This window comes from Tolypothrix sp. PCC 7712 (genome assembly GCF_025860405.1).
GTDB classification, from domain to species: Bacteria; Cyanobacteriota; Cyanobacteriia; order Cyanobacteriales; family Nostocaceae; genus Aulosira; species Aulosira diplosiphon.
In genome coordinates, this window is record NZ_CP063785.1 from 7809613 (window position 1) to 7830457 (window position 20845).

At 43.1% G+C, this 20845-nt stretch carries 21 protein-coding genes; 8 read left to right on the forward strand and 13 right to left on the reverse strand.

Annotation, left to right across the window (positions count from 1 at the left end; translation table 11 throughout):
* Positions 1-67 precede the first annotated feature (67 nt).
* On the forward strand, positions 68-583 hold the full coding sequence (locus tag HGR01_RS31685) for an alpha/beta hydrolase (RefSeq protein ID WP_045868895.1): 516 nt from the start codon (positions 68-70) through the stop codon (positions 581-583).
* Here HGR01_RS31685 and HGR01_RS31690 read toward each other — a convergent pair.
* The 7 genes from HGR01_RS31690 to HGR01_RS31720 all read right to left on the reverse strand — a co-directional run bounded on the left by HGR01_RS31690 (position 580) and on the right by HGR01_RS31720 (position 9395).
* Positions 580-777 carry a hypothetical protein gene (locus tag HGR01_RS31690; RefSeq protein ID WP_045868284.1) on the reverse strand — a complete coding sequence of 66 codons (198 nt, stop codon included), beginning with the start codon at positions 775-777 and terminating at the stop codon, positions 580-582. The two genes, HGR01_RS31685 and HGR01_RS31690, sit on opposite strands and share 4 nt — an antisense overlap.
* Positions 778-869: 92 nt before the next feature.
* Entirely contained in the window at positions 870-1523 is a 654-nt protein-coding gene (locus HGR01_RS31695; RefSeq protein ID WP_045868283.1) for a low-complexity tail membrane protein, read from the reverse strand.
* Positions 1524-1637: 114 nt separating this feature from the next.
* Positions 1638-4772: a translation initiation factor IF-2 gene (gene infB, locus HGR01_RS31700; protein WP_045868282.1), complete on the reverse strand. Its 3135-nt coding sequence runs from the start codon at positions 4770-4772 to the stop codon at positions 1638-1640.
* 475 nt (positions 4773-5247) lie between these two features.
* Positions 5248-5523, reverse strand: a complete 276-nt coding sequence (locus tag HGR01_RS31705) for a YlxR family protein (protein WP_045868281.1) — start codon at positions 5521-5523, stop codon at positions 5248-5250.
* Between the two features lie 146 nt (positions 5524-5669).
* On the reverse strand, positions 5670-6980 hold the full coding sequence (gene nusA / locus HGR01_RS31710) for a transcription termination factor NusA (RefSeq protein WP_045868280.1): 1311 nt from the start codon (positions 6978-6980) through the stop codon (positions 5670-5672).
* 197 nt (positions 6981-7177) lie between these two features.
* Positions 7178-7639 carry a ribosome maturation factor RimP gene (gene rimP / locus HGR01_RS31715; protein WP_045868894.1) on the reverse strand — a complete coding sequence of 154 codons (462 nt, stop codon included), beginning with the start codon at positions 7637-7639 and terminating at the stop codon, positions 7178-7180.
* Between the two features lie 304 nt (positions 7640-7943).
* Positions 7944-9395, reverse strand: a complete 1452-nt coding sequence (locus tag HGR01_RS31720; protein ID WP_096621895.1) for a hypothetical protein — start codon at positions 9393-9395, stop codon at positions 7944-7946.
* Between the two features lie 592 nt (positions 9396-9987).
* Here HGR01_RS31720 and HGR01_RS31725 point away from each other — a divergent pair.
* Positions 9988-10659 carry a peptidoglycan-binding domain-containing protein gene (locus tag HGR01_RS31725; RefSeq protein WP_045868279.1) on the forward strand — a complete coding sequence of 224 codons (672 nt, stop codon included), beginning with the start codon at positions 9988-9990 and terminating at the stop codon, positions 10657-10659.
* A 129-nt stretch (positions 10660-10788) separates the two neighbouring features.
* Here HGR01_RS31725 and HGR01_RS31730 read toward each other — a convergent pair whose 3' ends face one another.
* Positions 10789-11682, reverse strand: a complete 894-nt coding sequence (locus HGR01_RS31730; RefSeq protein ID WP_045868278.1) for an SDH family Clp fold serine proteinase — start codon at positions 11680-11682, stop codon at positions 10789-10791.
* Between the two features lie 614 nt (positions 11683-12296).
* Here HGR01_RS31730 and HGR01_RS31735 point away from each other — a divergent pair.
* Positions 12297-12779 carry a hypothetical protein gene (locus HGR01_RS31735; protein WP_045868277.1) on the forward strand — a complete coding sequence of 161 codons (483 nt, stop codon included), beginning with the start codon at positions 12297-12299 and terminating at the stop codon, positions 12777-12779.
* 871 nt (positions 12780-13650) lie between these two features.
* On the opposite strand, the gene HGR01_RS31740 is transcribed toward HGR01_RS31735, so the two are convergent.
* The 5 genes from HGR01_RS31740 to radA form a co-directional block, all read right to left on the reverse strand.
* Positions 13651-13923: a type II toxin-antitoxin system RelE family toxin gene (locus HGR01_RS31740; RefSeq protein ID WP_045868276.1), complete on the reverse strand. Its 273-nt coding sequence runs from the start codon at positions 13921-13923 to the stop codon at positions 13651-13653.
* Complete coding sequence (locus tag HGR01_RS31745; protein ID WP_045868275.1) at positions 13910-14122, reverse strand: hypothetical protein; 213 nt, start codon at positions 14120-14122, stop codon at positions 13910-13912. Before HGR01_RS31745 ends, HGR01_RS31740 begins: the two co-directional genes overlap by 14 nt.
* Before the next feature lie 34 nt (positions 14123-14156).
* Positions 14157-14369, reverse strand: a complete 213-nt coding sequence (locus HGR01_RS31750) for a hypothetical protein (RefSeq protein WP_045868274.1) — start codon at positions 14367-14369, stop codon at positions 14157-14159.
* A gap of 195 nt (positions 14370-14564) precedes the next feature.
* Positions 14565-15317 carry a Uma2 family endonuclease gene (locus HGR01_RS31755; RefSeq protein WP_081583894.1) on the reverse strand — a complete coding sequence of 251 codons (753 nt, stop codon included), beginning with the start codon at positions 15315-15317 and terminating at the stop codon, positions 14565-14567.
* A 211-nt stretch (positions 15318-15528) separates the two neighbouring features.
* On the reverse strand, positions 15529-17103 hold the full coding sequence (gene radA / locus HGR01_RS31760) for a DNA repair protein RadA (RefSeq protein WP_045868272.1): 1575 nt from the start codon (positions 17101-17103) through the stop codon (positions 15529-15531).
* 170 nt (positions 17104-17273) lie between these two features.
* Here radA and rpaB point away from each other — a divergent pair, with 170 nt between their 5' ends.
* From rpaB to HGR01_RS31785, 5 genes are all read left to right on the forward strand, one after another.
* Positions 17274-18002 carry a response regulator transcription factor RpaB gene (gene rpaB, locus HGR01_RS31765; RefSeq protein WP_045868271.1) on the forward strand — a complete coding sequence of 243 codons (729 nt, stop codon included), beginning with the start codon at positions 17274-17276 and terminating at the stop codon, positions 18000-18002.
* A gap of 104 nt (positions 18003-18106) precedes the next feature.
* Positions 18107-18769 carry a cofactor assembly of complex C subunit B gene (locus tag HGR01_RS31770; RefSeq protein ID WP_045868270.1) on the forward strand — a complete coding sequence of 221 codons (663 nt, stop codon included), beginning with the start codon at positions 18107-18109 and terminating at the stop codon, positions 18767-18769.
* Between the two features lie 6 nt (positions 18770-18775).
* Entirely contained in the window at positions 18776-19294 is a 519-nt protein-coding gene (locus tag HGR01_RS31775; protein ID WP_045868269.1) for a DUF456 domain-containing protein, read from the forward strand.
* Between the two features lie 73 nt (positions 19295-19367).
* The gene (locus HGR01_RS31780; RefSeq protein ID WP_155538990.1) at positions 19368-19550 is read left to right on the forward strand and encodes a hypothetical protein; all 183 of its coding nucleotides are present in this window, start codon (positions 19368-19370) and stop codon (positions 19548-19550) included.
* Between the two features lie 550 nt (positions 19551-20100).
* Positions 20101-20715 carry a PEP-CTERM sorting domain-containing protein gene (locus tag HGR01_RS31785; RefSeq protein ID WP_045868268.1) on the forward strand — a complete coding sequence of 205 codons (615 nt, stop codon included), beginning with the start codon at positions 20101-20103 and terminating at the stop codon, positions 20713-20715.
* Positions 20716-20845: the final 130 nt, after the last annotated feature.

Consider the following 20845-nt stretch of genomic DNA (forward strand, 5'->3'; position numbering starts at 1 on the left):
GGATGCGCCAATAGATTTTGCAGAAATATCATTTCCACCACAGCCAGCTTTTGGGAAATCAACAGACATGCGGTATCACTTTCTGAGTTTAGTGCAGATTTTGCTGTTGACAGTTGCTACTCCTGCCTGGGCAGCAGAACAAGTAGTGTTGAACTACAAAGTTTTTCGGGAATCACTTTCAGTAGAGGAAATTTCGAGATTTGCCCAAACAGGCGAACTTTCTAGTTCCCTCAACATAAATTTTGCTTTGGCGCGGCAAAACCCCAAAGCAGTACGTCAGTATTTAACGCAACCAGTGAAAGTAAACCCAGTGTTTTTAGATAGGGTTTTAAATACGCCCATTGGTAACGTGATTTTGGATCAAATTAGTCAAGTAATTCATACACCGTCCCAAAAGGCAGACAGGCAAGCTTTACGTGCTGCTTTAGTGCTTTCTGCTAGGCAAGATAGCCAGATAACGCTAATCGAAATTTTAAAAAATTATCCTACATCAGAAGTGGAAGTTGACGGGGATCGGTTGGAAACTGCCTACCGCCAACTCCGGCGCTTGCAGACGAACATAGAAAATCTGATGGGCGTTTAGTAAGCCAGTGTTTCTAAAGTTTCCCGCAAATAGCGTTGTACTTGTTGTTCCAGACGTACTCCATCTAATTGCAAATCGTGCTCTAGTTGCCAGCGTTGGAAACCAGAACTAGCGGCGATCGCGGATTTGAGGCTGTGCCAAATTTCACTATCATCAGTAAATTGGCGATCGCTAGAAGTTGGAATTTGAGCCATAGTTTCTCATTCCTCGGTTTTAACTTCAAAATGTACCGCAGGTTTCACTTTTTGCAATCCGACTTTCACAGGAGAAAATAGATGATTTTTTCCTAATCTTCATCGGTGTTTTGCTCTAGGTTCTGCTGGGTGTTTGTATTCATACCTAACACGGATTTAAATAACCGGGGCAATATTTGATTCACCCGCACCCCTACAATTGTGTAATCCTGCTGAATCTTATCTAAAGGTAATGGTTCTATGGCTGCAAATTCTGTGTCATTAGTCACCAAAATTCTGGCTACACTCACGGGAATTTGCAAAAACAGATTGCTGGCAAAAAAAGCTAAAGCAGCTAGCAGCAATCCGACGCTGCGCCATTGGGGTAGAAAACTGGCAATGTTGGCTACCAGTGGCGCAGCTTGGTACATTTGCCACAGCACCCCTACTAATAATATTGCTGCTAAAACGGACAGCACGCGATTTAAATTAGTATTAATTAAACAAAGAATTTTGCGTTGCTGCTCAGTCAGATTCTCTGGTTTGAGAGCAACGCCCAAAATCGCAAATATGTAAAATGGGCGACGAAATTGCATCCACAGTAGTGGTAATACACCAATCGCCGCCACTAAACATAGCTCCATCCAGACAGGCAAGACTGGCTCGCCTACGGATAGAAACACTAGGCACAAAAACAAAAAAATTGGCAGCGTCGCCAAACCAGCGACATGAAGCCACAAGATAGGTTCAGAGCGAAATGAGGCCATAGTTACATTTCTCGATTCTGAGTGGTAGGTGCTGAGTTGTAAGTTGCGAGTATTGAGAATGAGAACTCAAAACTCAGAGCTTTTACTTAGAACTCAGCACTAGTAGACTCAGCACTACTTTGTCATTGTCAGGGTGCGACGCTTAGTTACCATTTGATAAGCTTCGATGATGTCACCTTCAGCCCAATCGTGGAATTTATCTATGCCAATACCGCATTCATAACCGGCATTGACTTCGCGCGCATCTTCTTTCATCCGTTTTAGGGAGTCCAGAACGCCTTCGTAAATTACCTTATTGCCACGACGTACCCGCACTTTGCAGTTACGGACTAGTTTGCCAGATTGTACATAACAACCAGCAACCGCACCGCGACCAACTGGGAAGACAGCACGGACTTCGGTTTGACCCAGGGGTTCTTCCACCAATTCTGGTTCCAACAGACCTTCCAAGGCTCCTTGAATATCTTCGAGGAGTTTGTAGATGATGTTGTATTCCCGCACATCTACACCAGCTTCATCAGCAGCTTGTCTGGCTCCACTAGCGTAGGTGGTGTTGAAGCCAATAATGACGGCGTTACTAGCAGCAGCTAAGTCGATATCTGTTTCGGTGATTTCGCCAGCAGTTGCTAACAGCATCCGGATTTGAACTTCGTTTTGCGGGATTTGTCTGAGCGATCCCACAATCGCTTCCACGGAACCTTGTACGTCTGCTTTCAGGATCAAGTTGAGTTCTTTCAACTCGCCTTCTTGTGCTTGAGCTGACAGGGTTGTGAGGGTAACGCGTCCCTGTAAGAGTCGGGATTGACGTTGTTTGTCGGCGCGATCGCTGGCTAGGGCGCGTGCTTCTTTTTCGTTCTCGAAAGCCTCGAAGTCATCACCTGCGGCTGGTACATCGCTCAACCCTAAGACTTCGACAGCAAAGGAAGGGCTAGCAATGTCTACTCTTCTACCTCTGTCATCGACCATTGCCCGCACTTTACCAAATGCGGAGCCAGCGACTAACATATCGCCGACATGCAGGGTGCCATTTTGAATCAGCAAGGTAGCAACTGCGCCCTTGGCTTTATCCAAATGTGCTTCAATGACAGTTCCTTTCGCAGCTCGGTCTGGGTTAGCAGATAGTTCGGCAACTTCTGCAACTAGCAGAATCATCTCCAGAAGTGTATCGAGGTTCTCTCCCTTGATCGCACTCACGGGAACCATAATTGTTTCACCACCCCAGTCTTCTGCTGTCAGACCGTAGTTGGTAAGTTCTTGTTTTACCCGCTCTGGTTGTGCGCCTTCTTTGTCAATCTTGTTAATGGCTACAACAATGGGCACTCCCGCAGCCTGAGCGTGGCTGATGGCTTCAATGGTTTGCGGACGTACACCATCGTCAGCAGCTACTACCAAAACGGCAATATCTGTGACTCTTGCTCCTCTGGCCCGCATAGCGGTGAATGCTTCGTGACCAGGGGTATCGAGGAAGACGATTTGCTGTGGCTTACCTTCATGTTCGATATCCACATGGTATGCGCCAATATGCTGAGTGATCCCCCCAGCTTCGCCAGCGGCCACTTTGGTTTTGCGGATCGAGTCCAGCAAGGTGGTTTTCCCGTGGTCTACGTGACCCATAATGGTCACCACTGGTGGACGGCGATGGAGATTTTCCATGTCTGCCAGATCCAGCATTTCTGTGACTTTGCGGGCTTCTGCTTCTGGTTCGGCGGTTTCAACTGCTACTTCTAAATCGTTACAAATTAAGGTAATAGTTGGCACATCCAGATTTTGGGTGATGCTCACTGCCATACCTTTGAGGAACAGGATTTTCACAATCTCTGTATCCGCGATCGCTAAAGCGTCAGCCAGTTCCTGCACTGTCATTGGCCCAGTTACCACCAATTTTTCTGGACGTTCCCGCTTAGTCTCTACTTCTTGACGACGATTTTGGTCGCGATTGGTAGCAGCAGACTTTTTCCCTCTAGTGGTAGGGCTAGCAACAGCTATTGCAGGTTGTTGTGTTGGTCGCGTAGCTTTTGGTTTGGGAGGACGAGCGATGGAAAGGCTGACCTGGATTGTAGCTGGAATTTCCAGACCTTCTTCATCCAGTAAATCGTCTTCCTCAAAATCATCATCTAAAAGTGGCTTGACTCGCTTACCTTTAACACCAGCCTTGCCAGACTTTTCTTTGATTTCATCAATTATTTCTTCTTCTTGCCACTTTTTACCACCTTTGGATGGACGAGGTGGTGTGGGACGTTTCAAATCAAGGATATCAGCAGGAATCGCTTCATCCAGTGTTGTTGTTGCTGCTGCTTTCCCTGCTCCGCCTTGCATGGGTCTGGGTGGCGTAGCAATAGGCATTGCTGCTACAGATTCGCTGGGACGAACTGGTCTGCTGGGTCTTTGAGAATCGGCGAATGGTGCTCCACCAGGAGCACGATTTCCTCTTTGTTCCGGTTTAACTGGGCCGGGTGTAGCACGAGCCTGTTTTTGTGGTGTAGGCTGTGCTGTTGGATCTGTGCCTGGTTTGGCCGCCCTGGGCTTAATTTGCTCGCGTTCTTCTTCGCCGCGTTTGGGGCGTTCGCGTTTGAGAATTGGTTTGTCTGCCTGACTCAGAGGCTCGGTCTCTGGTGCTTCAGATACTGGTCTGGCTGGTGGCGCAACTAGTTGAGGTTTTTGCGGTTTCTCTGGCCTCGGTTTAGCTGAAACTGGTTTTTCTGGCTTTTCCCCAACTATTTTTTCTTTCGGTTGGGCATTAGGCGTTGTATCCGCATTTTTAACAGCTGGTTGCTGTGGGGTCTCAGATTGATTCCGGGGTACGGGTCGAGTTGGTGCCGTCGGCTGCATGGGTGAGACTGGTGTAGCGAAGGGCTTTGGAGGTGAAGGAGGATTAGCTTCAGACAAAGCAGATGGGGTATTAGTAGTAACTGATGCCTCTGGGGCGTTAGAGTTAGGATTTCTCAATATTTTGGGTTTACGAATTTCCAAAATTTGTTGTTTGTGAGGTGGTGGTGCAGGTCGATTGCGAGAGCCAGCTTGTGGCCCATTTGCTTGATGTGTGTTGAGGCCTGTGTCTTTTTTAGGCGTTCCATTCGTTGCTGCGAATTTTTCTGCAGCGGAACGGATGCGTTCTGCCTCCGAATCTGAAATTGTACTGCTATGGCTTTTGACCGCGATATTGAGCTGGTCGCATATTGCTAATAGCTCTTTGTTATCCAAATTTAATTCCTTTGATAATTCATAGATTCTAACTTTGCCGTTGTTCATCCACTCTTCCCCTTTAATTTACAGTTTTAGCGGATGGTTGCCTGGTTTGTGACATCTCCATCCTTTGACTACTGTTTTTTGGTTGCCGTTTAGATTTTGTCGGTGCCTCCAATCAGGAAAGAGAGATGTCTCGGTTCATTGCTGGCATCCCCACCAGTAATCATGATGTCTGGGCACCCATAAAAGCTTTTTAAATAAAAAATCTTTATAGGTGCTCTGGATGCCGAACTGCGCTTGAGCGCTACCAGGTTGCCATTTTGTAGTTTTTTGTTTTGCTGATTCTGAGTCTTCCACAACACAATCGAGTAAAACTTGTTGGGAGTATTACTTCGTCTCTCTTAATTGTAAAAGAGGCGTTTGTCAACTACACCCATTTACTATTTTGACACTAACCCCAGCAATCAACAGAGACTGTGTTACTAGCGCTAGTTCGGCTTCTGGCACAATTACTCTAGGGATTACCGTCACAAATTTCTTAAATTAAAATTTGATTTTGGGTATTGCTATTGGCTAGACGCTGCCACAATGTTTGATACAGTGTTTCTGGCACTGTTGCATGTAGCGATCGCCCTAGTCGATTTTTTTTCTGAGCGGCTTGCAAGCAGCTCGTCTGTGGACAGATGTAAGCAGAACGCCCCATGCCCTCATCTAATTGTACCTTTCCCGATGGAAAGACGCGGACAATCCGCCAAAACTCTTCTTTTAAGCCTACTTGGCGGCAACTCACACAACGCCGATAATTCGGTTTCATGAATTTTTTGCTACCTCACCTCAGCAGTTTGGTTGAGCATAGATGCTTTAATCTTCTATTTTTGCTTATCCTAACCCTGAAATACGAAGCAATTATTAATACATCTTATCAAAGTGTTGTTACTTAAATAACTGGATGTTAATAAACTACTCGTCATCGTTATGGTCAAAAGAGTCATCATCTAATTCTAAGTCTTCTTGATTGCTATCTTCTAGTTCTGGTAGATCGGATTCATCCTCATCTTCATATTCATATTCATCTTCTTCCTCTTGCTCTGCTTGGTATTTAGCACGAGCAGCAGCAAATTTAGCATCTTCTGCAGCTTGATCATATTTAGCTTTATCTTTAATATCAATTTTCCATCCTGTCAAACGGGCTGCTAAACGGACATTTTGTCCTTCTTTACCAATAGCCAAACTCAGCTGATCTTCCGCCACTAGCACATGAGTTTGCCGCGTTTCTGGATCCATGAGGCGGACTTCATCTACTCGTGCGGGGCTAAGAGCATTAGCAATGTATGTTGCGGGGTCTGGAGACCAGCGAATCACGTCAATTTTTTCACCACGTAATTCATTCACTACCACTTGAATCCGCGATCCCCGTGCGCCAATACAAGCGCCAACTGGGTCTACATCACGGTCGAGAGTATCTACGGCAATTTTAGTCCGGGGGCCGACATAACGAGAAGGAGGATTGGCTTCTCGTGCTACCGCGACAATTCGCACCACTTCATCTTCTATTTCTGGTACTTCATTGGCGAATAAATATACTACTAAGCCTGCATCAGCGCGAGAAACTAATAATTGCGGGCCACGTTGCTGACCTTGAGAAACCTTTTTGAGATATACCTTAAAGGTGGCATTAGCTCGATAGTTATCATTAGGTAGCTGTTCTCGTTTTGGTAATTCCGCCTCTACTTCTGGTTGACCAAAACCACTACTAACAGCCAAAATTACTGATTGTCGCTCAAACCGCAAAACTCTTGCTTGCAGCACCGTACTTTCTAAGTCTTGAAACTCTTCTTGTACCATCTGGCGCTGTTGATCCCGCAGTTTTTGAGCGAGTACTTGCTTAGTTTGCATCGCCGCCATCCTGCCAAATTCCCCTTGGTCTGGGGTAACATCAAGGACTACAGAATCTCCCAACTGAGCTTCAGGCGCTACTTGTTGTACTTCATCTAGAGAGATTTGGTGGTCAGAGTTACTAACTTCTTCGACAATTGTTTTAGTTGAAAGTACCCGGAAACCTTCTTCTTCAATATCGAGTTCTACTTCAAAATTCTCAAAATAATCTTCATCAAATTGTTTGCGCTCCAAATTTTGGGCACGACGATAGCGTTCATAACCTTTGAGCAGAGCTTCTCTAATTGCTGATTGCACAGCCAACCGAGGTAAATTACGCTCACGACTTATACTTTCAATTAAATCTTTTAATCCAGGTAAAGTAACCATTGACATAAGTAATCTCCTTTAAAAATCAAGGATGGAAAAGGCTAGGGACTAGGACTAAGGGCTAGAAATTCAGGACTAGGTAGTGAAAACAACACATTAGAGATTAAGGATTAGAGAAAAGTTTTACTCTAGTCCCTAGCCTCTAGCTCCTAGCCTCTAGCCTCTAGCCCCTAGCCTCTAGCCTCTAGCCTTTAACCTCTAGGTTATCGGCGCTCATCCAGCTGCACCTTAGTAATTAAGGCACGGGGAACTTCGACTACACGACCTTTTTGGTTTAAAAAAATCGTTTGCTCATCCCGGCGAATCAACTGACCTGTCCACTCTTGCTGTCCTTCGTAGGGTGGAGAAGTGGAAACGATGATAGGAAATCCTTTAAAAGAAATAAACTCCCTGTCTGTCACCAGTTGTCGCGATATACCGGGACTAGATATTTCCAAGACATAAGCATCTGGAATAATCTCCGCCGCATCTAAAGAAGCTTCTAAAGCTCGACTCATCCGCTCGCAATCATCTAAACCAGTATCCTGCTGAGGATTGCGAATGTCTACCCGCAACACTGGTGGACGTTGGTTAGTGTGAAAAACCACACTAACAACTTCCAATCCCAGTTCTTCTGCCACTGGTGTTGCCAAATCAATAATTTGTGGGACTAAAGGATGAGCCATGCGAAAATCCAATAAAAAAAGTGGGCATCGACCCACTTCCTGCGATAGGGATATCTTCCAAGAAGTCTTGTTACGAACCAAATATGGTTCGACCTAATCTGAGTTTAGCGCATTTCTTTTGGAGGGAGTAGGAAGAAATTATTATATGGGGATAGGGCATGGGGCATGGGTAATGGGTAATGGGTAATGGGTAATTGGCATTTATTATTTCCCCCACCCTTCGGGAAGCCGCAAAGCGTCTACATCTTCCTCATCTTCCTCATCTTCCCCAATCCCCAGTCCCCAGTCCCCAGTCCCCAATCCCTCATCTCCCTGACTTTTCCCGGGCTGTTATTGCACTACTACCTGTGATTGGTTGGAATGGTACTTGTGTGCGTAACTGCCTGGTTTGTTGGAGAATTTGGTCTATATCTTCTTGAGATAAGCGCTGAACGTAATTCAGTTTGACTTCCTCTAAAAAGTCAGATAGTAAACTCTGAATTTCGGAAAGTACTTGTTTGTTTTGGACTTCTGTACCTAGGGCTTGGCTGAAGCTTTGGACTAATTGACTGGTGAGTTTTGCCCCAACGGGATCTTCTACAGCACTCACTAATACGTTATATAGACTAGTTGTGATTTGGGTTACTAACTGCTCACTAATTTGAGTTTGGGCTTGTCCTACACCTGGAAGAGTTTGCAAGTTGCGATACAGAGGTACTTGCTGTAAGGCAGTGTTGATATTGTGACGCAAAATGGCGTTAATTTCTGGTTGAATTTTGGGCAATACTTGGTAAACAACGGTTTGTACTAATAAACCTGCGATCGCTTCTACTTCATTGACATTATTTATATCTATGTAAGGACGTAGACTCTCTTGTTGCATCAGCCAGCGAGTAAATTCCCCACGTTGAATTGATCCCTGAATTTGATTAATGACTCTCACCACCACAATTTCGGTGATTTCTTCGGCAAAATTGGCGACAATTCCTTGGTTAATTTGCCGCCATACTGGACGTAAATTTACTAACCGCGCTTGATCGAGGCGGATGACAACGGGAATAACTCGCAACCATCGCAAAAACGGCAACAGTAATAATAAATCGTACCAACGCCATAACAGAGCATCTAACCAGCTAAAACCGGGATGACTGCGTCTGATATAAAAGCTACGTACTAATAACTCCAGCGCAAATAAACCGACAAATGGTAAATCAATTAACCAAAAATTATCTAGTAATTCGCCATCTTCACCTATGCGGCGATAGTAGTTACCAGCAATTAAAGGGCGAATCTTCTGTTTAAAAAAATTAATTTCTGGGTTCCAGCCCTTTTGCGATAAATATTGCTGGCTCCAAAAAGTTCTAAAAGCTTGCTTGGCTGATTCTTGACCGACGCGATCGCGCATTCGGTTTTTGATTTTTTCTAAGGTACCACTCTTACCAACTGCGGCAAAGGGGTTGGTGTCAACTATCTCCGTGCTGAGACGGCTAATTTCTTCTAGCTTGGTTTGGACTTGAGGTGACTGTAACCCTGTCTGGCTTACCTGTTCTTCTAATGCTGTGACTGCTTGCAGGTAGCTTTTCGTTTCTCGGTGGGGTTCAATACCTTTAATTGGGTCATAAATTTGGGTAATTTGCGGTAATTTTCTGTAGTAAAAATCTCGCCAAGGTACGTAACTCAAATTAAACAAAACTAAGCATAAATTTGCTGTGGCTGTAATTGCCATAACTTTTTCAAAGTAAAGTTGTGGCTTCTGGGAAGATTTGATATTAGCCATTTTTTTAGTGTTGAATTATACAGTAATTGGCTATAAGTTTTTAAATTATAAGTAGAATGGTGCAAATCAACCGCAGTATGTAACGAAAAGTCAAGTTACCTAAAACCCTCTTCTCTTCTGCCTTCTGTCCTTATGGTGCGCCACTGGCTTTATGCTGTGGAACTCGTCTACCGCAGTGGCTCACCTGCGTCTTGTCATAACGACAATTTTTAACATAGACCTACTTGTAATTTTTGAGCTTTCCTAGATGGCAGGAGTGGTAGTTAAAAATCTTTCCTGAGAATGATGAAAATTTATCATCAAAGATTAATTAACTTAACCAATAAAAGTATTTTTAATCAAAAATAATTAATAATTAAGAAAACAGATGTTCAAGAAACTTAAAATACACCTGTTAACCTAATCAGGACTTACGCAACTGGCACAGTGATCCTCTGGGATAAGAGTCAAGAGTCAAGGGTCAAGGGTCAAAAATTTAGGTTTTTTGGACTCTTGACATTTGACCCTGGACAAACCCAAACGAAAAAAATATGACACTTGCGTAAGTCCTACTAATATATTCTGCTGATTTAAACCAAAGGAGTTTTAATTTATGTGGTGTGGCTTTGGAAAATCAAGCGTTACCATTGTTACTGCTTGCCTAGTTACAGCAAGTGTAGTGTCTGCAAGCACTTCTTTTGCTGCGCGTCAGCGTAACTATACACCGCAGCAATTTCGTGCGGTGCTTCATGGTTTAGGCTATAAAATCACCGTCAATAATGCAGCCTTAACGGATAATGAAGCAAAACAAGCAATCAGTGAATTTCAAAAGGGCTACAAATTAGGCGTAGATGGGATAGCAGGCCCAAAAACTCAAGATTGGGCTGCACAGATAATACAAATTTTGCAAGCCAATTTAAATGCAGTAGTTAAACCCAAAACCCCCCTACCCCGGGATCAATTTTATGGGCCTCAGACAGAAGCTGCTGTTAAAGAAGCTCAGAAAAAATTTCAGCTACAAGAAACGGGAATTGCTGATTTAGCCTTCCGCCAAAAGCTGAATACAGAAGCTAAAAATGCTATTGGTAAACCAACAGCAAAACCGACAGCAAAACCAACAGCATCACCTACACCTACATCTACGCCTACATCGACACCTACATCTACGCCTACATCGACACCTACATCTACACCTACATCTACGCCTACATCGACACCTACATCTACGCCTACATCGACACCTACATCTACTCCGACACCAACTTCTACAGCAACACCTCAATAGATACTCTAGGCGTTACTTGAAGTATGAAGTGTAAAGTCTGAAGTCTGAAATTAACTGGCTCATACAATTATGGGAAAGACTGAAGATAGTTGCACTGTTTGGGTGCAACCAAATAATTCACTTTATTCTTTATTTTGTCTGAGTTGGTTCTTCTAAAGGTCTGCCTTTGGGTGTCGGTAACATTGGCCGACGGTCATCGTAAGGCATGGGAATATACTGAACTGTGGGTCTACCTCCTTGTGGTTGAGGATACAGATCCATGAGTTCATAAATAGAATGGGGCAATCCAACTGTAACGGGTAGCCCCATTTCTGTTGCTTCCTCTACGGTAATAGGATAGTCGTGAGTGACACGTCCCGTTGTTAAAGCTTCAATAATTGGTTCAATATTTTCTGGGCTGACTTTTTGTTTAGGAATACTGTCTTTGAGTAAAGTCCTCACAAAGCGCTGTACCTGTTGAATGGCTTTACCTGACAAGTCTGCCATGATTAATGTTTGGTCATCAATTTCGCTGATGGGTTTATCTTTCACCACCTTCAAGATACTTGCTGCGGGGAAATTACCTAATTGGGGATCGACTGGCCCTAAGACAGCATTTGCATCCATAACAATTTCATCAGCAGCCAGCGCCAGCATTGTGCCGCCACTCATGGCATAGTGGGGTACAAACACGGTAACTTTTGACGGGTGGCGAATTAATGCTCTAGCGATTTGTTCGGTAGCTAAAACTAAACCGCCGGGAGTATGCAAGATTAAATCGATGGGAACTTCTGGGGGAGTGAGGCGAATTGCGCGCAGTATTTGTTCTGAGTCTTCAATGGTGATGTAGCGTGATAAGGGTATGCCCAGTAAGCTGATAGACTCTTGACGGTGAATTAATAAAATCACCCGGCTGTTACGTCCTTGCTCAAATTCTTGTAAAGCGCGCAAACGACGATATTCTATTTGACGCTTTTGCCAGATGGGTTGTAGGGAAGAGAGGAGCAGGAAAATCCAGAATAAATCGCCAATTCCAAATGCCATAGGATTGATTGTCCCAAAATAACGGATGTCGTCATTTATTGTGACAATTTTCAGGCGATCGCAATTCTATCTGTAGGTCTATTAGCTTACCGACAATTACAATAATTCTCCTAAATCATCAATATTCATGCCTAATTGCTGCAAACTTTCTGCTAATAGTCGCCAACAGTATCATGAATTAAGAGGCTAATAGCCCAAGTAGGGGCGGGTTAAGCGCGATAGTCGTGAGTTATGGGAGTATATCTGTAAACAAGTGGTGTCAACTTAACGTGAAATCCGCTCTTGTGCAAGGTTTCGCCCTCACCCCCAGCCCATCTCCCGCAGGGAGAAGGGAGCAAGAGATTTAGTTCCCCTTCTCCTGCGGGAGAAGGGGTTAGGGGATGAGGGCGCGAGGTATTTGTACAACGCCCGCCCTATATCGCTTTTAGCTTAAGTTGACACCACTGATCTGTAAACCCGCCCCTACTGAAGCAGACTTTTCCCAGGCTGGTGATTCTGAGATATCACTGATGTAATGGTATAAAAATTTTTGTCTTAATTAGTGATAAACAACTATATTTGCCTAAATATCTTGGGGAATACTGAAATTTAGTCCTAATCAAGGGGTATGTAAAATGGCAGACACTCAAGTCAGCGCCAAGATTTCCGCAGCAGATAGAGAAGCGGTGATGGAAGCTATTAGTACGATTCGGCAAAAGTTACCGTTTTTGATTGATTTGTCTACTGAGGAACGTAAAGCTTTACCGAAGCTGGGGGATAAGAGCCGCGCGTTTGTCAGTAAGGCGTTGGAAATAGCTGCACAAAATCCTGATTTCTTACCGCGTTCTTTTGATGTGGATGAAATGCGGCGAGATATTGAATTATTTGAATCTTTGTATCCGATTTTGCTGTCATTGACGCAATTGCAAGAACTGGTGGATGATACTTCTGTGGCTGTTGGCAGTGAAGCTTATGCGGCGGGTTTGCTAGTATATAACTATGCCAAGGCTAGTGGTAAAGGCGCTGGTTTAGATTCAATGGTTGATGATTTAGGGCGAAGATTTGCCCGGAAAGCGAAAAAAGTGCAACCGCAAATGTCGCACTCTTATGAGATATAGCATTTATCGTTATTGGTGAGGGATAAGAACCCCACCCCCAACCCCCTCCCCGCAAGCGAGGCTACGGTGTACACACAAGTGGTAGCTGTAAGGGTTTCAGGCGTTATAGACCCCTTAAATTGTCATGACGAGCGCAGCGATAGCCCAGCGAAGTAATCACATAATCCCGTGGTTTTTGCGATTGCTACCCTACGGGAAGCCACTTCGTGTCTACGTCGTTCCTCCTCGCTGCTCCCAGGCTTCGGGAGCGATCGCACAACCTAAGCCTAGATGACCAAACCAAGTGCTAGGGGGAATTTTAAGACTTGTGTGTACACCGTAGCGCAAGCGAGGAGGGGGCTATGATATAACTCATGTGGTTAGGAAAGGCTATAACTCGGCGCTTTTAGATAAAAACATCAACTTTGAGCTTCTGAACTTGGGTGTTTCAGTTTTAAATGAAAAACTCCAAGTCAGAAGCTTAAATTTTGCGGTTGTCAGTGATAATGTTTTGGTTTGAAATGAGAACGTTTTTGTTTTAAGTGAGAATGTTCTAGTTTGAAACGAGAACGTTTTGGGTTGAAGTGAGAACGTTTTCGTTTCTAGTGAAAATTTTTGTGTTTAGAACTAAACAGTTGCTCTTTAAAGAAATTATCATGACAAAACAACCATATCGGTAGGGGCACGGCACCGATATTTTATCGTTATTACCGAAAGTCTGTGGATGCCGTGCCCCTACAAGCGGGATAATTTATTTGTTGATGTTCCCTAAAGAACCATAGCTAGGGTAAGTTAAGCTAACGCCTGATATTTTTGTAGAGCAATACAGTTTATGTCAGCAATAACCCAAAGATATCAAAGCTAATTGAGCGATTATTACACAGATATTGTATCAAGGAAAAGTCCTATAAATATCTTTACGATGTGCGACTCTTTGACAAATTAAAGTTTGTGTCTCTTTGTCAATACTAATACCTATTCTGTAATCACCGACACGAATTTTATATTTATCATCGTAGCCTTTCATTTTTTGCAAATAGCCTAAATCAAAGGGGTTTTCTGATTCTAGTTCTTGAAAGACGATTGGTTCAATGCGAGCTTGCACATCTTGTGGTAAATCTGCTAATTCTTTTAAGAACTTTTTAGTATATTCAACTTTCCACATTCTTTTGCTTTAATGATTGATAATATTTCCATGCTTCATCGTTAGCGAGACGTTCATCGTCTTCTGATTCCGCCATTAGCTTGATTAAGCCGTAATTTTCTAATATTTCTTCAATTTTTTCAAAGTCAGCAATAGGAATTTGTACAGCGATAGGTTGCTGATTTTCATCCATGACGTAATTTTTAGTAATTTCTAGCATTTTTCTGATATCTGATTGTTTGCAAGTCCTAAGATTAAATCATGTCATAGATAACATCATCTTCGCTGTAGCCTTTTAGTAATTGCTCGGCTGCAAGACGATACCAAGCGGCTTCTTCTTCTGTGGATTCATTGACGAGAATAATTACTTTTACCTGCTGGTTATTTGCTAATTGTTGTAAAACAGCATTAGGTAATTTTATTTTGCCTTCATCGGTGACATTAGCAGGGAATTCGTATGCTTTCATATTGTGTTTATTGTTCGCCAGTTCTAATAATATTTTGACGCTGTTATTGTACAACTAGCTGCGATCGCCAAATTTTGATATTTCCGCTATCATCTCCAGCATTAAGCCAACGCCCATTGGGGCTAAACGCAAAAAAATTGCTAGATTTAGCAAATTATTGGCTAATCTAGCAACTATAAATTATTTACAAAAAATCTAATCTTGCGGTTCAATTCCCGCCGCCCGTAATTGTGCTGCTAATCTTTCAGCACGTTGTCTTTCTTGTTCGGCGCGTTGTCTTTCTTGTTCGGCGCGTTGTCTTTCTTTTTCAGCTAATTCTGAACCCCAAAGTAGTAAATTTCCTTGTTCATCCCACCAGCGCAACCAATTTCCGGTACGATTTTCACGAGTACCTTGCCATACAGCAAGATAAAGATTCATTTGGGCTATCCAGTAACGCTGGTTTTCGTTAGGGTTTTGGACAACGTATCTGCCAGTATTATTATCTAAACTATAAAATTCTAAATCTCCGCTATCAGGTGCAAAAATGGCGTAGTTTGGAACTTTTAAGACGCATTCGTAAAAAAACCATTTACCTGGGGGGTAGGTGGGTTTGATGGAATATTCCCCACCTTCTGTATCAGAAAGAAATTCTATGACAATTAAGGGAATTTCTCCCTGTAGCTGTGGTGTGTAACTGCGAGTTACATCTTCTCGATTAACGCTAATTTTGGGAATATACGCCCAGTCTGGGGCTTTGACGACAATTTTGCCATTTAATGTGGCGCAGATACCGTAATTTGTTGGTGTGAGGGCGTTGGGTGGAAGTTTACCAGCAAGTTCTAAACTTTGTGTTAGTGCAGCAGCTAAGGCTGGTTGGTTGATGTTGTCCACTGGATCGTCTGGGAGTTTGTAATCGTCGGGTAGTTTTTCCCAAGTGATTTGATAGTTCTGGGTGAGGGTTGTCATAGTGGGGTTTGCTTTTGGTGTGATGTCAAGGTTGGAAAGAACCTCACCCCCCTACCCCCCTCTCCGCAAGCAGAGAGGGGGGAGGAATTTTCCAAACTTTCCTATCGTCGAAGGATTGTTTGTGAGTAATTTAGCCCCTCCTCGCTTGCGGAGAGAAGTCCGAGCGGAGGCTTCCTCCGATCGGAACTTCGGGGGAGGGGTTGGGGTGGGGTTACTCTTCTTCATCGGGTTCCAAATCTTCTTCTGTGAGTTCTTGATGGGGGATAGCGGCGATAATTGCATCTATTACTTTGGAAACTGGTAAAATCTCGATATTAAGGTCAGGGAATTTTTGCCCTTTGGGGACGATCGCTCTTTTAAATCCCAACTTCGCAGCTTCTTTTAACCGCAGTTCCATCTGGGAAACCGATCGCACTTGTCCCCCTAACCCGACTTCACCAATTAAGACTGTACCTGGATCGACGATGCGATCGCGGAAACTTGCAACAATGGCGATCGCAATTCCTAAATCTACTGCTGGTTCTTCAACATTCAATCCCCCCGCCGAAGCAACATAAGAATCTAGCTTCGACATGGGAATTCCTACCCGTTTTTCTAACACCGCTAATATTTGCACTAAGCGGTTATAGTCTATCCCCGTGGCGGCGCGCCGGGGGGAGGGGTAACTAGTAGGGCTGACTAAAGCTTGCAATTCCACAACGATGGGGCGAGTTCCTTCGCAAGCCACAACGATAGCAGTACCTGGTGCTGGATCGTCACGATTACCTAAAAATAGCTCTGAGGGGTTAGGAACTTCACGCAATCCATGAGATACCATCTCAAAAATACCGATTTCGTGAGTTGCACCGAAGCGGTTTTTTACTGTTCGTAATAACCGATGGGATGCAAAGCGATCGCCTTCAAAATACAATACGGTATCTACTAAGTGTTCTAAAACTTTCGGCCCTGCGATCGCACCTTCTTTGGTCACGTGTCCCACAATTAACATTGTCACGTCTTCGTGCTTTGCCACTTTCATCAGTGCGGCTGTACATTCCCGCACCTGGGCTACGGAACCAGGTGCAGATGTCAGTGCTGGAAAGAACACTGTTTGAATACTATCAATTACTGCCACATTTGGTTTAAGAGAGTCTATTTCCCGGAGAATTTCTTCTAAATCGGTTTCTGGCAATATATATAAATCTGCGCCTATATTGTCAGGGTTTATACTGTTGCTGTCTATGGCAACAGGTATGACTTCACTTTGAGGATCTATGGGAACAGGTGTTACTGCCTCTACAACTGTATTTTCATCTCCTACTACATTCACACCTTTTGCTACACCCAAGCGTGAAGCCCTTAATTTTACCTGTTGACCTGATTCTTCACCTGTGACATAGAGAATGCGGTATCTCTGCGCTAATTGATTAGAGACTTGAAGCAGTAAAGTTGATTTACCAATTCCTGGATCACCACCAATCAACACCATCGAACCAGGAACAACACCACCGCCCAAAACCCGATCTAATTCTCCATAGCCAGATTCCCAGCGAGCAATTTGGCGATCGCTAATTTGATCGAATGTTAAGGAAGAGCGCGGTTTTGCTGGCTTATTATGAGATTTGCCATTAGTAGACGCTGATTGCCAACCACTGACTCCCCCTCGGCTGGGTATATCGACCGATGATTGGATAGAAATTTGTTCTTCTAAAGAATTGTAAGTACCACAAGCGGGACACTTACCAAACCATTGAGAAGATTCTGCACCACAATCGTTACAAATGTAAAAGGTTTTGGACTTTGCCATTCTTAAATCTTATTAAATAATCTTAATTTTTCCTTAATTCTTGGCGAAAAGAAAAGTTCAATAATAGTAGTAGTTACAGCTTTTTTTCATCTAATTCATGGAATGATATCTTAATATTATGGTATTAAAAATTAATCATGAAAAATTTTAGTTAAGGAGCGTTGAGAAACTTGGAAAGTCATAAAGAAAAAATCCTGGTGGTAGACGACGAAGCCAGCATTCGCCGGATTTTGGAAACGCGCCTTTCCATGATTGGCTACGATGTAGTGACGGCTGGTGATGGAGAAGAAGCTTTGGAAACTTTTCGCAAAGCTGACCCCGATCTAGTAGTTTTGGATGTCATGATGCCAAAACTTGATGGCTACGGTGTTTGCCAAGAACTACGTAAGGAGTCAGATGTCCCTATTATTATGCTAACAGCCTTAGGGGACGTAGCCGATCGCATCACCGGATTAGAGTTAGGCGCTGATGACTATGTAGTTAAGCCGTTTTCCCCAAAGGAACTAGAAGCCCGGATTCGCTCTGTACTCAGACGGGTAGACAAAACCAGTGCTTCGGGAATTCCTAGTTCTGGAGTCATCCACGTTGCTAATATCAAAATTGATACGAATAAGCGACAAGTTTACAAAGGTGATGAGCGCATTCGCCTAACTGGTATGGAATTTAGCTTACTAGAGTTATTGGTTAGTCGCTCCGGAGAAGCTTTTTCCCGTTCAGAAATTTTGCAAGAAGTATGGGGTTACACACCAGAACGCCATGTAGATACCCGCGTGGTGGATGTGCATATCTCCCGTTTGCGCGCCAAATTAGAAGACGATCCCAGCAACCCTGAATTGATTCTTACCGCCCGTGGCACTGGTTATTTATTCCAACGGATAATTGAACCTGGGGAGGAATAAATAGGGGAGATGAGGAAGATGAGGGGGATGAGGGAGATAAGGGAGACTTACCTATTGCCTTCTTGCCCAATGTCCCATGCCCAATGCCCCATAGCCAATAACAAATGAATAAACCCGATCCCAATCTAGTTTTACGCCGTCTACCCATAGTAGTTGGCTGTTTAGGCGCTGTACTTTTGCTAATTAACCGCTTGTTAACACCGGAACTGACAGAATCCCAAGCCCGTGGGGATGTACTGGGCGTGATTCTAAGTGCGGTGTTAATTTTAACTGGATTAATTTGGCAGCAAGTACAACCGCGATCGCCTGATACTGTACAACTGATTGGGGAGGAAGGTTTTGTGTTGGCTGCGGATTTACCAGAAGCCGTGAAAACAGAACTAGCTTGGGCATCCCATTTATTATTAACTAACACCGTCACGCGATCGCTCTTAGTTTTTTACCAAGGTAAGGTTCTGTTACGTCGCGGTATTCTCTCGCCTAAATCTGAGGTTGTACCAGGCCCAATTTTAAAAAGGGTATTAGAAACACAAAAACCAGTTTATTTAGTTGCATTAAAAGTCTATCCAGGCAAAATAGAATTTGATTATTTACCCGAAAATACTCAAGGGGTAATTTGTCAACCTATCGGTAACCAAGGTGTATTAATTTTAGGAGCAAATGCACCTCGCAGTTACACCAAACAAGATGAAAATTGGATATCTGGAATTGCTGATAAATTAGCTGTAACTCTCAGTTCCTATTTGCAAGTTGAGTCAGAAAGTTAAAACTTTATGCAAATTATCTATTGGTTACTGATTGCAGTGATGGTTGTGGGTGTTATCGGCGCTGTAGTTCCTGCCATCCCTGGAACCAGTTTAATATTAATTGCAATTATTATCTGGGGAGTTGTTAGCAGTTCCTTTGCAGCAATTAAAATACCGCTAATTGTCACAGTGATTGTATTGCTTCTGAGTATTGGCGTAGATTTTTTAGCAGGCTATATAGGCGCGAAACAAGCTGGCGCTAGTAAGTGGGGACAAATAGGCGCATTTGTGGGGTTGCTTTTGGGATTCTTCGGGTTATTACCAGCTTTACCCTTTGGCGGGCCGCTATTAGGTATTTTAATGGGGCCATTATTGGGCGCAATCATTGGTGAATACCTTTACCAGCGTCAACTAGGAGTCGCAATCAAGGCTGGTATTGGAATTGTCGTTGGTACAGTCGTGGGAAATTTACTCCAAGGAATATTAGCGATCGCTGCAGTGGTAGTTTTTATAGTGAACACTTGGCCGCAAATATATGGCAGCTAAGATTCCTGTAGATTAAGCAAATGAAAAACTCCACCCACAAGGGGATGGAGTTTTTGGGAATTGGGAATTGGGCATGGGGCATGGGAAAGAACATACCAATGCCCTATGCCCTATGCCCCAAGCGGCGGGGCAGCTATCCCTCTCCACCCACAAGGGGATGGAGTTTCCCGCCGCTTTCAATAAAACTTTAGTAGGGTGGGCATTCATTGCCCACCCTATTTTATTAGTGACAAAAACCCGGTTAATAACATTATAGATTTGAGAGAAAATCTGCTTTTTTAGCCATAACAAAGTCTTCATTTATAGTTTATAAGTTCTTTGCACTCAGCTTATCTAAAAGACAAAAAGAGTTCATCTAGAAAACACAATTTTTACTGAGTTATTGAAGTGCGTATCATCCACAGAATTTGTATAGAAATCTTTAAAAATGAAAACTAGCAGTTTGTTAAACATACTGAAGCCAAACCTTCGCTAATCCAGGAAAATTACGTAATTTTAGAGACTACCAAATGACGTATCTAGTAAATGCCACTATGGAATCAATAAAGTTTATATCAAGATAAATCGGTAGCTCTTGCGTATTAGTAAACAGCTATGTCATTCTGTAAGAGTGATAAATAAATCACTCGCTAAAAACCAACAGGGTCATTGTTCTACCTAATTCATTCAGAAAATAATTCTAATCTAGATGACAAAGATAGGATGCATTAATGCTCTTTTATTGATGGTTTATCGCATCCATAACTAGTTTTAGAATTACACCTAATTAATAAACTAATTTCTTTTTACAGGAACCTTAAATCACCATGTTTGCTATTAAATCTAAAGTCATCAACTCTGCCTTAGCTGCTACTGCTGTACTTCCTTTAGCTATTGCTGGAATAGTAACCTCTGCTAGTTCTGCTCAAGCTTATAGTGGTGGGTTTACATTTGACGGTTCTGGCACTGTAGCTGGTATTAGCAAGACTGGTATCACCTTTAATCCTAATCCTGGAACAATTGCATTAGGAATCAAAACTGGAGATTTTCTTGGAGATTCCACAGGCACTATTTACAGTTTCTTAAATACTAGTTTACCTTCTAAATTTATAGATGTTGGTGCAGCAGATGGCGTTAAACTTCTGAGTTTGACTAGTATTCTTTCCCCAACATTTACATCTGTTTTCGGAGGAACAGACGTTAGCTTTAATTTCACTGGATTGTTTGAAGATGGTAGCCAAGCAGTAGGAAATATTGATTTTACTACTTTACTGAATGCCACAACTGCACAGAATGCATACAGTACAGGTGGAACAATTAATGCAAGTTTCAAAGGTGTGACAGTAGCCTCTGTTCCTGAACCAACTACATTACTTGGCTTGGGTGCTGTAGGTGCAGTCATGGCTATGTCTCGCCGTCGCAAAGCTCAAGCTAGTTCTTGAGCATTACCCACAAAATAAAAATTAAATTGTAGACAGAAAAGGAGTATCATTATTAATAGAAATATGTAAAAATAATTTCGATTTTGGTTTTCATTAAGTGTTATAGCTTTGTGTTCGTAGTAATCACTGA